General features: G+C 70.5%; 15 protein-coding genes and 1 pseudogene. 9 read left to right on the top strand and 7 right to left on the bottom strand.

What is annotated here, in order from left to right:
* Window positions 1-43: 43 nt before the first annotated feature.
* The 6 genes from ACFC8N_RS33125 (at window position 44) to ACFC8N_RS33100 (ending at window position 5,096) form a co-directional block, all read left to right on the top strand.
* Complete coding sequence (locus ACFC8N_RS33125) at window positions 44-1,051, top strand: lysylphosphatidylglycerol synthase domain-containing protein (RefSeq protein ID WP_376292241.1); 1,008 nt, start codon at window positions 44-46, stop codon at window positions 1,049-1,051.
* Window positions 1,052-1,125: 74 nt separating this feature from the next.
* A complete protein-coding gene (prcB, locus tag ACFC8N_RS33120; protein ID WP_376292239.1) occupies window positions 1,126-1,980 on the top strand; it encodes a proteasome subunit beta in 855 nt (284 codons plus the stop codon).
* A gap of 228 nt (window positions 1,981-2,208) precedes the next feature.
* Window positions 2,209-2,901 (top strand): DUF6230 family protein, encoded by a 693-nt coding sequence (locus ACFC8N_RS33115; protein ID WP_376292236.1) that lies wholly within the window; start codon window positions 2,209-2,211, stop codon window positions 2,899-2,901.
* 37 nt (window positions 2,902-2,938) lie between these two features.
* The gene (locus ACFC8N_RS33110) at window positions 2,939-3,382 is read left to right on the top strand and encodes a DUF6114 domain-containing protein (RefSeq protein WP_376292234.1); all 444 of its coding nucleotides are present in this window, start codon (window positions 2,939-2,941) and stop codon (window positions 3,380-3,382) included.
* A gap of 151 nt (window positions 3,383-3,533) precedes the next feature.
* A complete protein-coding gene (locus tag ACFC8N_RS33105; protein WP_376292232.1) occupies window positions 3,534-4,082 on the top strand; it encodes a hypothetical protein in 549 nt (182 codons plus the stop codon).
* Window positions 4,083-4,190: 108 nt separating this feature from the next.
* Entirely contained in the window at window positions 4,191-5,096 is a 906-nt protein-coding gene (locus tag ACFC8N_RS33100; protein WP_376292230.1) for an alpha/beta fold hydrolase, read from the top strand.
* A gap of 4 nt (window positions 5,097-5,100) precedes the next feature.
* On the opposite strand, the gene ACFC8N_RS33095 is transcribed toward ACFC8N_RS33100, so the two are convergent.
* Both ACFC8N_RS33095 and ACFC8N_RS33090 read right to left on the bottom strand, forming a co-directional pair.
* Complete coding sequence (locus ACFC8N_RS33095) at window positions 5,101-5,550, bottom strand: hypothetical protein (protein WP_356040236.1); 450 nt, start codon at window positions 5,548-5,550, stop codon at window positions 5,101-5,103.
* Complete coding sequence (locus ACFC8N_RS33090) at window positions 5,547-6,005, bottom strand: RNA polymerase sigma factor (RefSeq protein WP_376292228.1); 459 nt, start codon at window positions 6,003-6,005, stop codon at window positions 5,547-5,549. Before ACFC8N_RS33090 ends, ACFC8N_RS33095 begins: the two co-directional genes overlap by 4 nt.
* Before the next feature lie 454 nt (window positions 6,006-6,459).
* On the opposite strand from ACFC8N_RS33090, the gene ACFC8N_RS33085 reads away from it, so the two are divergent.
* Complete coding sequence (locus ACFC8N_RS33085; protein ID WP_376292225.1) at window positions 6,460-6,996, top strand: transglycosylase SLT domain-containing protein; 537 nt, start codon at window positions 6,460-6,462, stop codon at window positions 6,994-6,996.
* Window positions 6,997-7,002: 6 nt separating this feature from the next.
* On the opposite strand, the gene ACFC8N_RS33080 is transcribed toward ACFC8N_RS33085, so the two are convergent.
* Complete coding sequence (locus ACFC8N_RS33080; RefSeq protein WP_356039336.1) at window positions 7,003-7,161, bottom strand: hypothetical protein; 159 nt, start codon at window positions 7,159-7,161, stop codon at window positions 7,003-7,005.
* Between the two features lie 76 nt (window positions 7,162-7,237).
* Complete coding sequence (locus tag ACFC8N_RS33075; RefSeq protein ID WP_362819533.1) at window positions 7,238-8,578, bottom strand: S53 family peptidase; 1,341 nt, start codon at window positions 8,576-8,578, stop codon at window positions 7,238-7,240.
* A gap of 822 nt (window positions 8,579-9,400) precedes the next feature.
* Between ACFC8N_RS33075 and ACFC8N_RS33070 the strand changes: the two genes are divergently transcribed.
* Window positions 9,401-10,270, top strand: coding sequence for a trypsin-like serine protease (locus tag ACFC8N_RS33070; protein WP_356039341.1), 870 nt, complete (start codon window positions 9,401-9,403; stop codon window positions 10,268-10,270).
* Window positions 10,271-11,091: 821 nt separating this feature from the next.
* Here ACFC8N_RS33070 and ACFC8N_RS33065 read toward each other — a convergent pair.
* Window positions 11,092-11,277 (bottom strand): hypothetical protein, encoded by a 186-nt coding sequence (locus ACFC8N_RS33065; protein ID WP_376292222.1) that lies wholly within the window; start codon window positions 11,275-11,277, stop codon window positions 11,092-11,094.
* A gap of 794 nt (window positions 11,278-12,071) precedes the next feature.
* On the opposite strand from ACFC8N_RS33065, the pseudogene ACFC8N_RS33060 reads away from it, so the two are divergent.
* Window positions 12,072-12,254 (top strand): annotated as a pseudogene (locus tag ACFC8N_RS33060) (IS630 family transposase); the annotation flags it as partial.
* Between the two features lie 40 nt (window positions 12,255-12,294).
* Here ACFC8N_RS33060 and ACFC8N_RS33055 read toward each other — a convergent pair.
* Window positions 12,295-12,954, bottom strand: coding sequence for a formylglycine-generating enzyme family protein (locus ACFC8N_RS33055; RefSeq protein WP_362819536.1), 660 nt, complete (start codon window positions 12,952-12,954; stop codon window positions 12,295-12,297).
* A gap of 278 nt (window positions 12,955-13,232) precedes the next feature.
* Window positions 13,233-14,606, bottom strand: coding sequence for a sensor histidine kinase (locus ACFC8N_RS33050; protein ID WP_376292219.1), 1,374 nt, complete (start codon window positions 14,604-14,606; stop codon window positions 13,233-13,235).
* Between the last annotated feature and the right edge of the window lie 21 nt (window positions 14,607-14,627).

Raw genomic sequence — 14,627 nt, 5'->3', positions numbered from 1 at the left:
CCACACACGCGGTATCGCGCGATGCCCACGCCCGGAGCGGCCGATGACGGCTCCCGGAACGGAAACGACCGCGGGCACGCAATCGTCCCCGCCCACGGCGACGGCCCTGCCCGCGGAACTCGCCTCCTCCTCCGTCGTCCACCGGCCCGCGCCCTGGCACCTCGGTGTCCTGCTCGCCGTCCTGCTCGGCGGGGCCTACCTGGCCCGCCGGCACTGGCCCGCGCTGGAGAGCGGAGCCGGGCGACTGGCCGGTGCCGACCAGGGGTGGATGCTGGTCGGCGCGACCGCGGCCCTCGGCACCTGGGCGGCCTCGGCGCTCGCCCAGCAGGGCGCGGTCGTACGGCGGCTGCCCCGACCCCGGCTGGTCGCCGCCCAGTTCGCCGCCTCCGCCGCCAACCACCTGCTGCCCGCGGGCCTCGGCGCGGGCGCGGTCAACGTACGGTTCCTGATGCGCTGCGGACTGCCCGCCGCCCGCAGCGCCGGCGCCCTCGCCGTCAAGGCCGCCACCGGTGCCGTCGTCCGCCTCGCACTGATCGCGCTGCTCGTCCCGGCCTGCCCCGGCCTGCTGCGGCTGCCGCACCTGTCCACGACCGTCCTCGCCTGCGCCCTGGGCGCCGTACTCCTCCTGGCCGTGCTGCTGGTGACCCCCTGGTGGCCGCGGTGCCGCCGGGCCCTCACCACCGTCCTCGCCGACATCCGTGCCCTGCACGCCCGCCCCGCCCGCGCGGCGGCCCTGTGGGGCGGCTCCCTCGCCTTCGCCGGGCTGCACTCCCTGGTCGTCGTGGCCGTCGGCCAGGCCGTCGGACTGCCGCTGCCCCCGCTCCAGGTCGCCCTGCTGTACCTCACCGCGAGCAGCGCCGCCGCGCTGCTGCCCACACCGGGCGGGCTCGGCTCCCTCGACGCGGCGCTCGCCCTCGCCCTCACCATCGCCGGCGCCCCCGGCGCGGCCGCCGCCTCCACCGTCCTCGGCTACCGGCTGCTGACCGTGTGGCTGCCCCTGGTCCCGGGCCTGCTGGTGCTCGCGGTGATGGTGCGACGCAAGGCCCTGTGAAGGGCGGGGAGTTTCCCGCGCGGCCACTTCAGGTAGGAGTCGGGTGTCGTATGCCGTACTGGAGGGGGAGAGCCATGACCGGGACCGAGACAGCGGGGCTGCCGAGCGAGGCGTTCTTCACACCGGGGTCGTCGTCCTTCACCGAGTTCCTGGCCGCACACCGCCCCGGACTCCTGCCCACCACGCCCCGGCTGCCCGGCGGCGTGCGGACGGCACCCGACAGCTTCCCGCACGGCACCACGGTGCTCGCCCTGACGTACGGCGACGGCGTGCTGATCGCCGGCGACCGCCGGGCCACCATGGGCAACCTCATCGCCCAGCGCGACCTGGAGAAGGTGCACCCCGCCGACGACTACACGGCCGTCGCCTTCGCCGGCACCGTCGGACTCGCCGTCGACATGGTCCGCCTGTACCAGGTCGAGCTGACGCACTTCGAGAAGATAGAGGGCACGGCGATGACCCTCGCGGGCAAGGCGACCCGGCTCGCGGCCATGATCCGGCAGAACCTGGCCCAGGCCATGCAGGGCCTCGCCGTCGTCCCGCTGCTCGCCGGGTACGACCTCACCGCACCCGACGGCGGCCGCGGCCGCATCTTCGCCTTCGACCCGGCCGGCGGCCTCTACGAGAAGTACGACTTCTACGCCGAGGGCTCCGGCTCGCCGTACGCCCGGGGCGCCCTGAAGAAGCTGTACCGCCCGGGGCTGACCCGCCGCGAGGCCGTGCTCGCCGCGCTCCAGGCGCTGTACGACGCGGCGGACGACGACTCGGCCACCGGCGGACCCGACCTGAACCGCCGTATCTTCCCCGTCGTTTCGGTGATCACCGCGGACGGCTTCGCACGGCTGCCGGAGGAGGAGACCGAGGAGCTGAGCCGGGAGATGATCCTGCGCCGCGAGGACCGCCCGGACGGCCCGCACGCCGCGCCCTGACCCCGCCCGGCCCCTTTGGCCCGCATTCTCGAACAAATCGAGATCGGGCTTTTCGGAGAGCACGCCGAAGCGCGGGTGACGGAGAAATCCTCATATGATTGTCGGCCGCGCCGGTGGTGAAATTCGGGGTGCCGCCTTTGTCGCGCACCCGGGCGGCACGATAGGTCATCCGGGCGGCTTCGCACGAGAACGGCGGCGCCGGGCTTGCGGACCATCCCGGAGTGTCCGATGCTCGACCCGTCGCCGTTCAACGAAGTGGATGGGGAATTCGGCAGATATTCAAGGACGATCGCCGTGCGGAGTGGGAAAATGCGAAGGACGCGCTGGAAGCGTTTTGCCGCCATCCTGGCCCCGAGCATTGCCGGCGCAGCCGTCCTGACCGTGAGCGTGGCTCAAGGCGCCCTCGCGGCATCGTTCTTCATCTCCGGTGAGACCTTCAAGATCGCCGCGGACTCCCTGACCGGCAGCGGCATGAGCGTCTACGGCATGGTGGACGTGACCCGCAAGGGCAAACTCGTGCCGGTCACCGTCACCGGGGTGAGGACCGCGAAGATCGACGGGCTGTGCCTGTCGGTCCGCTTCCCGATCCCCGTACTGGGCACCTACACCCTGCGACTGACCGGCGACCACGAACGTCCCGCCACGGCACGGGACATGTTCTTCGACATCAGCCTGCTCAACGCCGGCGAGGCGAACCTGAAGAACCTGGACATCGGCGTCGCAGCCGGATCGCTCACCTCGGGGGAAGTGTCCCCCGGCGACCGGGACTCGAAATTCTTCGACCCGAACAGCGTCGCGATGCAGAGTACGACCACCACCATGCGCAACCTCCGTGTCAACAGTGTCGCGGCTTCCCTCGGCTCTCTCGACCTGCCCGGAGCGCGCCTGTCGTTCACATCGGGCGCCCACGAATGCTTCTGACCCGCCGGCGTGCCCGAAGAGTGGTGAGCCCTCTGCGATGAAGACCCCGACCATGCCGGCCGAGTGGCGTGACGCCCTCTCCCGTGCGAGACACGGATGTCGCATCTGGCGCGACACCCGACCCTTCTGGGCAGGCCTGATCACTCTGTCAGCGGGTCTGCCGATCATCTATTTCCCCTACGCACACCTGAGTTGGGGCAGCGTCACCCTGGCGCTCTCCAGCACTGCCGGTGCCGCGTCGCTGGTCATCGGCGTCCTTCTCGTCGTACTCGGCCTCCTGCTGTGGTTCCAGCAGAACGCGCGCCTCTTCGCGGGAATCGCCGCCATCCTGATGTCCCTGGTCGCCTTGCCGCTCGCCAACTTCGGTGGCCTTCTGCTCGGTACGCTCCCCGGCCTGATCGGCGGCTCCCTCGCCTGCGCCTGGATGGCACCCGAGGACACCTCGGCGCCACCGGCGGACGGCGGACCTCGTGCCCGGTGACCGCTCCGGCGTCCCGCCGTGCGACGGTACGCCGGTCGCGATCGGCATGCGCACGGCACGCGTCCCGAGCGCGCGCACCCCATGTCCCGCAATTCGCGGACCAGTCGGGCAGCTGTTGCTGCTGGGCTCACTGCCTCTCGCTCTCCTGGCGATGACGGCCGAGGCACCGGGAACGGGACCGGCCCCCGCCCACCATCCCTCGCGCCACCGCACACGACCGCACGAGCGGGACCACGTGCTCGCCGAGGACTCCTGGACCCTCACCTCGCGGCGGCTCGTGCTGCACGGCACCCGGTTCGCGGGTGTGGTCACCGTCAGGACCCCGGCGGGAACCGAGCGCCTGCTCAAGTTCACCGTCCGCTCCTTCGAAGCCGCCGACCTCGACCTGACGGTCCGAAGGGGTCTCACCACCTGGCACCTGAAGGCCGGCGCCGGCACCGTCGCCACCGCCGGGAGCCCGGCGACGCTGTACGCGGAAAAGCTGGTCGGCACGGGCTTCGGACCGGGCCGCAGGACGGCCGCGCCCCGCGGACGAGTCGTGATCAGCCCGAGCTCCGTTCCGCACTGGCTCTCTCCTCGGCTTCCGGCCGCGCGGAACGTCCGCCGTCGAGCGGTCATCATCGAAGGGGCGGTCCTCTACCGGATCCGCCTGACCGGCGGAACTCTGAAACTGCCCAGGCCCCACCTCACGACGACATAGCCGCCGGCAGACGAGCGTGCTGCCGAGGGAACGTTCTGGCCCGGCCCCTCCTCCTGGCATGCCGAAGCGGGTCCTCAGGAGGCCCGCCGGAGGCGAGAGGTGTTCGCGATGACATCACGTACCGGCCCGATGACGGCAACCGTCGACAGGCCGCTCCCGAACGCCCGAGGAGCGAGTCACAGTTGGCCCGAGGTGCGCGGCATCCGGCTGCACGTCGCCGAGTACGGGACCGGGGCGCCGGTCCTGCTGCTGCACGGCTTTCCGCAGCACTGGTTCGCCTGGCACCGGGTCGCCGAGCTGTCCGCCGCGGGCCGTCGGCTGATCTGCCCGGATCTGCGGGGCTTCGGCTGGTCGGAGCAGACCCGACGCGGCTACGACATCGACGGCCTGTCCGACGACATGCTCGCGCTGCTGGACGTACTCGGGCTCCACCGTGTGGATCTCGTCGGGCACGACTGGGGCGCCCAGATCGGCTTCCGGATGTGTCTGCGGGCCCCGGAGCGCTTCCGTGGGTACCTGGCGCTCAACATGGCGCACCCGTGGCCGCGGCAGCGGGCCGTCCTGCCGAACCTGTGGCGGCAGTGGTACACCGCCTTCGTGGAGTATCCGGTGATCGGCCGGGCCGTGCTGCGCCACTGGCCGGCGTTCTGCCGCTGCCTGCTGCGTCACCAGGTCGCCGACCGTTCGGTCTGGCAGCCCGGCGAGCTCGCGGAGTTCAGTGCCGCGGCGCAGGTCAGCGCGCATGCCGGGCAGGCCATGTTCTGGCAGTACGTGGTCCGCGAGATCCCGGCGCTGCTGCGCGGCGTGCGGCGCGGGCAGCGGCTGACCGTCCCGACGGTGCTGCTGGGCGGCGAGCGGGACAACGTGATACCGCCGTCCATGCTGGCCGGGGGCGAGGGCCACGCGGACGATCTGACCGTACGGATCGTGCCGGGCGCCGGCCACTTCCTGCCCCGGGAGAGTCCCCACGCGGTCGCCGGGGCGATGAGGGCGCTGTTCGCGACAGGGCGTTGAACGGCTAAGGACGCAAGGCCGCCCGCAGTGCGACCTTCCCGATGAAGGCCCGGCTGCGGCGGGCCCCGAGTGCGTACGCCCACTGAACCGGCCGCAGGGCGGCGGGACGCGCCGCGCCGAGCATGGCGAAGCGTGTGCCGTCGCCCTCCGGTACGGCGGCCATACCCCCGACCACGAGTCGCGACTGCATGAGACACCAGCCGGGAGCGAGCCGTACCTCGAAGGCGCTGCGGCAGCCCAGCGGGCCCACCGCCAGGGCGCGCTTGCGATCGGCGTCGCCGGGCGGCACGCGGAACTCGCGCAACCCCGGCACCAGATGGGGCAGCTCGCCCGCAAGATCCGAGGCGACCGCCCACACCCTGTCGTACGGCAGCTCCAGACGCTGCTCCTCGTACATCGTGGTGTGCAGGCCCGCGGCCAGCAGCCGGAGCCGGGTGACGGCATCAACGGTCATTGCTGCCATGCCTTCCGGAACGCCGAACGGGCGCGGTGCAGCCGGGACTTGACCGTACCCGACGCGATGTCCAGCATCTCGGCCGCACGTCGTTCATCAAGCTCCTCAAGCTCGCGCAGGACGAGTACGGCACGATGATGCACGGGCATCCGCGCGAGCACGTCCCGCACCTGTGCCGACAGTTCGCCGTCACCGACGTCGACGAGGCCGCTCAGGCGGGCGACTTCGTCGGGATCGACGGCCCGCTCGACGGCGGTTCGCCGCGCCACCCGCACCGCCTCGCGCACGGTGACGGTGCGCACCCATCCGTAGAACGCCTGTGGATCGCGCAGCCCCCGCATCCCGACGAAGACCGCGGTCAACGCCTCCTGGACGGCATCCTCGCAATCCGACAGAGCGATCGGCCGGCACAACCGGGTCACATACGGCGTCACCGCGGTCAGCACCTCGTCCATCGCCAGTGCATCGCCCGCCCGCGCCGCCCGCACCAGTGGGGCCACGGCATCCCACGGCGGCCGGGATTCTCCTGCTGAGCCGTCCATCACCGCGGACACTACAGCCCGCGGGCCGCCCCTCCTCAGGGGCCGTGAGGCGTGACGCCACCCATAGGAGCCAGATCACATCCTATCCGGCGTCGTACCAGCAGAATGCCCTGAACAGGCTTTGAAGCTGACATACGCACTCATATCGGTCATTCCTCCGATCTGGGGTAGTACGTCACATCATTGCGTCCCGCCTCGACCACCGCTAACCATGTTTCTCGTCGCCGGGAGCCAGGCGGCAGCCCGGCGGATCCCCGCCGGGCCCGACCGCTCCCGTCCGCGGTTCGGGGCGCCCGCCCCGTCCCACGCGCAGCCGTCAGCAGCGGCCGCCACCCCACGATGTCCCCCACCGGAGGGTTGCTCTCGCATGACCATGACCGCTCGTAGCCGCATCGCCCGCCTGCGCACTCTCGCCCTCACCGGCATCACCACGACCGGCGCCGCAGCCGCGGCCCTGACCCTGATGCCGACGACCGCGCAGGCCGCCGAAGCGACGCAGGCGCCCGCCTCCCATGCGGTCACGGCCTCCAAGAAGGTCGCGGGCAGTGAAAGCCGTACCATCTCCCGGCAGAAGTCCGGCACCAGCGGTAACCTCGACGGCTGGATCAAGCAGGCCCTCGGCATCATGAAGGCCAAGGGCATCCCGGGCAGCTACGACGGCCTCAAGCGCAACATCATGCGCGAGTCCGGCGGCAACCCCGCCGCCCAGAACAACTGGGACGTGAACGCGCAGAAGGGCACCCCCTCCAAGGGCCTGCTCCAGGTCATCGACCCCACCTTCAACGCCTACCACGTCTCCGGCACCGCCCAGAGCGTCACGGACCCGGTCGCCAACATCACCGCGGCCGCCAACTACGCCGCCCACCGCTACGGCTCCATCGACAACGTCAACTCCGCCTACTGACCCCGGTCACAGGCCCGCCCCGGCACCGTGATACCGCCCTCGGCCTGCCAGGCCGCGCTCGACCATCGCGTCGGTGATCGCCTGCGCGACGGCTCCGGCCAGGTGGTCGCCAAACAGCCGCGCACCGGCAGAGGCGATGTGCTTCGTGTCCGCCGAGCCGAGCATCCCGTACAAGGCAAGGGCTGGGCCCGCGCCGCACCAGTGCGACGCGGGCCCAGCCCTTGTCGGCGAGGAATCGCCGTCAGAAGGCCCCGGTGCCGTTGGGCGTGCCGAGGCCGGTCGGCCCGTCGTATCCCGGCCTCGCGGTGCACAGGTAACTGCCGCCGCAGGAGCCGTTGTTGCCCGAGGTGACGTCGTTGAGCGCCGACGTGTGGCTGTACGGGTACGAGCCGTTGACGACCTGGGAGGTGTTTCCGGCCAGTGCGTAGACGCTCGCGATGATCGGCGACGCGACGCTGGTGCCGCCGACCTCGACCCATCCGTCGGCACCCTGCGCGAGACCGAGCTGCAGCTCGGTGTCGCACAACAACGCGCCGCCGCAGCTGCTGTACGTGTCGTAGACCGCCACCCCGGTCCTGGGGTCGGCGACCGCGGACACATCGGCGACGGAACGCCTGGCACATCCGGAGTCGTGCTGCCAGGACGGCTTGGCCTCGTACGCCGAGCAGCCCGAGCCCGCGCCGCTCCAGGCGGTCTCGCTCCAGCCGCGGGAGTTGGACGCCTTGCTCAGCGAGGTGCCGCCCACGGCGGTGACGTACGGGGAGGACGCCGGCCAGGAGACGCCGTAACCGGAGTCACCCGAGCTCGCCGTGATCGCGACGCCGGGATGGTCGAGATGTGAGTCGACGGAGGAGACGGTGTTGTCCTCGGACCCGCCCCAGCTGTTGGAGACGGAGACGACGCCCGATGTGGCGGCGGCGGTGTCCTCGGCCTTCATCAGATCCGGCACGTTCGTCGACTTCGCCTCGACCAGGAGGATGTGGCAGCCGGGGCATGTCGCCGAGACCATGTCGAGGTCGAGGCTGATCTCCTCGGCCCATCCGTAGTCACCGGAGGGCAGCGGAGCCGCCTGTCCGCTCTGGTTCACCTTGCGGAAGCAGCCGTTGGCGGTGGTGCACGACGGCAGACCGTAGGCGCTGCGGTAGGCGGCCAGGTCGGACTCGGCGTGCGGATCGTCCATGGCGTCGACGATGGCCACCGTGCGGCCGGATCCCGAGGTGCCGCCCAGGTTGTAGGCGGAACGCAGATCGGACGGCATGTATCCCGCCGTGGTCGGGGACCCGCTGGTGAACGGTGACATGCGGCCCGAGGCGGTGCGGTGGGCTTTCATGACCCCGAAACAGCGGGCTTGTCCCACCTTCGAAGGATGGTCGCAGCCGAAGTCCGTCGTGCCCGTGGAGGCGGACGAGCGCGGGGCGGGCGAGAGAGCGGCGGCCTGGGCCCCGGTGGCCAGGCCGATGGTGAGGGTGGTGGCGGCGAGTGAGAGCACCGCGGTGAGGGCACCTGCCGTCCGCCGCACCCGGCGTCTCGGTTGGTGGTGGTGGATCACCAGGGATCCGGAGGGTATCTCGCTTCGGTGCATCAAACCTCCGTGCGGTTTCAGGCGGTTTCAGGCGGTTCAGACGGGTCCGGACGTGACGAAAAGCAGCATTGACAAACGGCATGTCGGTTCAGCTGCGGGCCGGTTGGTTCACCATGCGGCCGCTCTCCTGCGCTGGTCAAGGTCATGCCAATGCAGGTCTTGTGAGGCTGCCGCGGCGAGCGAGTGAACCGCCGTTGGTGCTGGTGTGCCCGCGGCGGTGGTCACTTCAGGACAACGAACATGCCTGCACCGCCTGTGGGGTGAGAGCAGGACGGTGACGGGAAGCCGCCACCTTCCTGCCCGAGCTGACAAGCGGCAACGAGCTCGCCGAGCGTGGCCCGGACCCCCGCGGTGTGCATCGTCCCGGGCACCGGACTCTTCGACCTGGAAGGCGCCCGGCAGGCTCCCGGCCGGATCCTGGAGCTCGCCCTTCCGCCCCGGACGGTTGTGGACGTTGCCTGGGACACGGACGGTACCGACGACACGTGCGGGCACGGGCATCCCGAAGTCCTGACCGGCGCCCGAGGACTCCGATCCGCCAGACGGACATGGGAATCGCGTTCCCGCCACCACGCCTGACCGGCCGACCGGACGAGCCGATGTCACCGGGGGGATGCCTTGAGCCGGATGTGTCCGGCGTATCCCGCGCGCGGACGGCGTCCCGGACGCCTAGCGCCCTGGTCGCCGGGCAGGTGCAGGAGCACGACGTGGCGGGTGGCACGCTGGACCAGGGTGCCGATGGGCGATCCGGACGGTGGATTGTGACGGGAGCCTCCCGGTGATGCACCTCCCACATCACGGGCCCGCGTCGATAATGACCTTGTGCGCTCGCTGATCAGGAATTCCATACTGCCCCTGACGCTGGTCATCGTCGGGGCGGCCGCAGTGGTGGGCGACGCCGCGGAGGAAATCCACACGGCCAAGAGCAGCGGGCGCAGCGGTTTCGGCAAGTCCGGCGAGCCGGGCCAGCCCTCGCAGGGCCAGGACCAGGACCTCTTCGCGTCGGCCCCGGCCAAGGACGGCAACGCGTACACCCCCCGCAGGACCGAGGAGAACGCCCGGATCGGCGCGATCTTCCAGAAGGACGACCAGGGTGCCCACTTCTGCACGGCGAGCGTGGTGCGGAGCCGGGGCCGGAACATGTTGATCACCGCGGCCCACTGCGCCTTCGACGCCGAATCCGGACAGCCGGTGAACGACCTGGTCTTCGCCCCCGGCTACCGCAAGGGCGACGAACCCGCCGGCCTGTGGAAGGTCAGGAAGGTGGTCGTCGACGACCGCTGGGCCGCGTCGCAGGACGAGGACCTCGACGTCGCCTTCCTTGTCCTGGACCAGAAGGACGGCAAGGACATCCAGGACGTCCTGGGCGGGAACACCCTCGGCATGGACCGCGGCTTCGACAACAAGGTCAAGATCACTGGCTATCCCAGCAGCCGTGACACCCCGGTCTCGTGCCAGAACCGCACCACGAAGTTCAGCGACACCCAGTTGCGCATCCAGTGCGCCAACCTTGAGGACGGGACCAGCGGAAGCCCCTGGCTCGCCGACTACGACCCCAAGAGCCACACCGGCACGGTCATCGGCGTTCTGGGCGGCCATGAAGGCGGCGGTGAGCAGGATGATGTCTCCTACGCCGCGTACTTCGACGACGACATCGCCAAGCTCTACCACCACGCCCAGGACGAGGACTGAGCCCGACTTGCCCGTTCGCCGTCCTGGGACAGGATGGAACAGGTTCAGCGACTGGATCATTACGGTGAAACGTTGACACAATTGGGAATTGGTCAAGCCTGAGGAAGACTCGTCGACGTTGCCGGCCAAGCATCCCCAACTCTCCGGCTTTGACGGGCCTGCCAGGAAGATGTGGCTCGCTCTCGCCGAATCCGGCGACAGGTCTTCTGTGATGGAGTCGGCCGGATTGCCAGTTCCGCAAGGAGGCGGACGTAATGGCACTGGCATTCGAGCGGGTTCATTTCGACATCAACGACCAGCAACACCCAGGACCCCAACGACGGCACGCCCGTCATCGACGTGGCGCTGCAGGACTTCAGGATCACCGCACTGCGGGACGGCAGGGACGGGGAGTACATGATCGGGCGTGAGGAAGTGAAGGTGGAGATGGTCGGCCGCCAGGTCCAGGTGACCGTGTAGCTGCGCGACCACCCCGTTCACAACGACAACCCGGGCTTCGGGTTCAACGGCTACATCGACGCACTGGTCATAGCCGATGTCGCTGCCCGCCCCCACTGCTGCGCCCGCTTGCCGTACGGCGTCGCCGGCGCCAGCCCGCCGCCCGTGCCATCACGGCCGCCTCGACGAAGCCACGCTCCGCGCCCTCTGACCACCACCGCGGCCCCAGCCCACAAGCCGGGGCCGCGGTGGCACCGGACCGACAAGGCGCCGCCCGGATCACATCCGGACGGCGCGTCATCACATGCCAGACGTTGCCTGATGCGGCACTGGAACGGCCCGGGACTGGTTCACCGCCACGGGCGGTTTGGCGGGTTGGTGGTCTACAGGAGGCCGTACTCCATGGGTGTCGCGTTCGGGGTGGCCAGAAGGCCGTACTCCGTCGCGGACGCGTCCGGGCTGACCTTGACGTACTGTGTGCCGCCCTGCACGGCATGGGCGGTGTCGCTGGTACCGCCCCCGCCGCCGACGGAGAGCAAAATGGCGACGAGCAAACTGGCGCCGAGCATGACAGAAGTGCGGAGCCTCATCAGTTCCCCCGTGGATTTTTTTGGACCAGTTGGGCTCAGATCTACACAAAGTCTATTACGTAGCAGGATAGTTGACTACCCGCCAGCATGAACTCTCTTTTCAGCCTCACCGCGTACCCGAGGTTGATTGAATCCTCCGCGTTGCGGGATTGATCGACTCCATATCGGATACGGACCAGGAGATCGATCAGCAGCGACTTCGCCGCACTTTTCCGGCACGATCGAAGCCGGCAGCGTCGGGAATGCGATGTTCGGCGGAGGACGGAGCCTGGGCGTGCAGCAAACCGACTGGTCAGCCGCCGGTCCAGCTGGGGGCGCCGAGGGTGTGGAGGAGGACGGCGACCGAGGCCAGGGTGAACACGATCAGCGTCAAGCGCTGCCAGGTGAGGGTGTGGGACATGGCTGATGCGCTGCTTGAGCGGCGTTGGCTGGGTGGTGCATGGCGGTTGCCACGAGCAGGGCCGCGGCGACGACCAGGAGCACGTCTCCGATGCTGACGACGGCGCGCAGAGGGGAACGGGGATGGCGTCGCCCAGGGCGAGCAGACCGGTGCCGCGCCCGGCTGGCACGTTCTTGGCAGCGCCGGGAAGGCCGGCGGTAGCCGGCTGCGCGACCTGCACGACGGCCGCGAGTCACAGCAGCCACAGCCATCGCAGCCACACGCCCGGCAGCCTGCCCAGCCGACCGCCGCTGAGAGGCCGGGTGCCGCGGAGAAGGCCGGCGTCACCTTCGACGGCTCGCAGGAGCAGAAGCGGACGCCGGCAAGAGTCCACAATCCCGTCGAGGGCGTGGGGGCACACGTCAAACGCAGCTTGGTCGACCTCGCCGTCGTCGCTCTCGACCGTCTGGAAGTGCTCGTCCGCAACCGGCTCAAACGCCTTCAGTACCGGCCCGACACCCTCGACGGCTTCATGGCGGGCACCGGCCTGACTCTCGATGAGTCTGCGTCACCTTGACGAGCCGAAGTCAGTAACTGGGCGGTACGGAATGAGGCTGTTACGGCCGAGGCGGTGGTGTGGAGCGCACGACGCGAAATCCCACGTCGTCGATCCGGAAAGCCGGGTGACTGCGCCGCCGCACCGACGCCCGGCAGCTCCAGTGCTCGTCGGCCCATCCACCACCACGGAGCACCCGGTAGGCCCCATACACCTCGGCGTCGTAGACGTCCCAGCACCAGTCCCACACATTGCCCAGCATGTCGTACAGGCCCCATGGGTTGGGCTGCTTGTCGCCGACAGAGTGGATCCGCCCATCGGAATTGCCCTGGTACCAGGCGACCTCGTCGAGCCGGCCGTACCGCGGGCCAGTAGTGCCCGCACGACAGGCGTGCTCCCACTCAGCCTCGGTCGGCAGCCGGTACCCGTCTGCGGAGGCGTCCCACTCGGCCGTCTCGGCGTCGACGCACAGGCGATACGCGGGCGTCAGCCCCTCCCGTTGGGACGAGGCGTTACAGAACTGGACCGCGTCCCACCACGAAACACCCTCAACCGGCAGCCGCTCACCCTGGGCGCTGCTCGGCCGTCGACCCGTGACTCGTGCGTACCAGGACTGCGTGACCGGGAACGCCGACATCTGAAACGGCGCGACCTCGACCGGCCAACTGCTCTGCGTCCGCCGGTCCGACAGCGTCACCCGTCCCGACGGGACCGCAACCATCTCGTTCCCTGCCCCCGCGTCCACAACAGGCCACCCTACCGGCGTCTGCCCACCGCTCTGCCGATCTTTCCGATCGGCGGTGGAGCCAGATCAACTTCGTACACCGCGGAGGGGAGGAAGGACCAGTAGCCCAAGGGCAATGGGCGGATGCCGGCAGGGCATTGACAATGATCGTCTCCGAGCCCTGACACTGCGCCGAACGCACCACGTCACTCCACCCGATGACGATCCGCAAGGACGTCACCGCGCACCGAGCCATCCGGCCGAGCCGGGCCCGGTCAGCCCGTCGGCAGGATCACCACGAACCCCGCCCCCGGCCCGTGCCTCGGGTCGTAGGACACCTCGCCCCCTGCTGACCTGGCCAGACGCCGGGCGAGCGGCAGGCCCAGGCCCGCGCCGGAGTGTCCGTCGGCGGGGTCGGCCCGTTTGCCGGGCTGGAAGAGCAGGTCCGTGAAGGCGGCCGGTACGCCCGGGCCGTCGTCCGTGACCTCGATCCGGATGCCGTCGTCCGAGCGGGACGCGGCGAGCGTGACCGTCGTACGCGCGTACCGCACCGCGTTGGCCAGCAGCGGACTGACGATCCGTTCGAGGAGCGCCGGCTGCACCCCGGCGGTGAGCGGTTCAGGGACGGTCACCCGCACGGACGGGGAGGCGTCCGGCTGCGTGGCCAGTTGGCGCAGCACCGTCGGCACGTCGGCCGTGCCGGGAGCCGTCGTCATCCCCTCGCGGGCCTCGGCCAGCAGGGTGTCGCAGATGGTGCGCATCGACTGCGCGGCCTCGGCGACGACGCCGAGTGAGGCCTTCGTGTCGGCGTCGGAGCGCGGGCGGGCGTGCCACCAGTCCAGCTCGGCGACGATCCGGCTGAGCGGGGTGCGCAGTTCGTGGGACAGCTCGCCGGTCAGCTGCCGCTCGTGCCGCAGCACCGCCCGGATGCGGTCCAGCAGGGAGTCCAACGAGGTGCCCAGCGCGGCCAGTTCGGCCGGCCCGCCGCGGCCCGTGAACCGCTGCGCGGAGCCCACGGCGCTCCACTGCGTCGCCTGGTCCGTCATGGCCCGCACCGGCCGCAGTGCCCGTCCCACCGCCAGCCGGGTCAGCGCGTAGGTGCAGCCGAGCATCACCGCGTCCAGCGCGAAGGAGCCGAGCAGCAGGGTCCGGGCCGAGCTGCGGTACGGGGCGAGGTCCAGTGCCGCGACCACGGTGGCCCGCGTCGCGCCGCCGGGTACCGGCTCCGCGCACAGCCGTATCGTGTCGGGGCCGTGCACCGTGCGGCACGCGCGCCGGCCCCGGGCGGCCAGGCCGTCGGCGGCACCGGTCAGTTCACCCGGTCCGGACGGGGGCCGCTCCAGCAGCCGGCCGCCGGCGTAGATCCACGCGTTGGTGTCCAGCAGGCGGTCGCCCGAGGTCTCCAGCACCCGCACCCGGCCGTGCCGGGTGTCGACGGTCGTGGCCACGGCCGCCGCGCGGGTGCGCAGCGTGTCGTCCGCCTCCTGGTCGAGGCGATGGCGGACCACGGTGTTGAACACCACGGTGAGGATCACCATCAGCAGCGCGGCCGTGGTCAGCGCGACCAGTGAGAGCCGCCCGCGCAGGGTGCGCGGGGCGAGCCGGGCGAGGAGAAGGCGGAGCGGGCTGGCGGGTACCGGGGCCCTCATCTCAGGGAGTCCTCATGTCAG

It is taken from the genome of Streptomyces sp. NPDC055966 (assembly GCF_042269865.1).
Classification (GTDB): domain Bacteria; phylum Actinomycetota; class Actinomycetes; order Streptomycetales; family Streptomycetaceae; genus Streptomyces.
The sequence above is the reverse complement of the archived record's forward strand: the minus strand, read 5'-3'. Positions and strand labels throughout refer to the sequence as shown.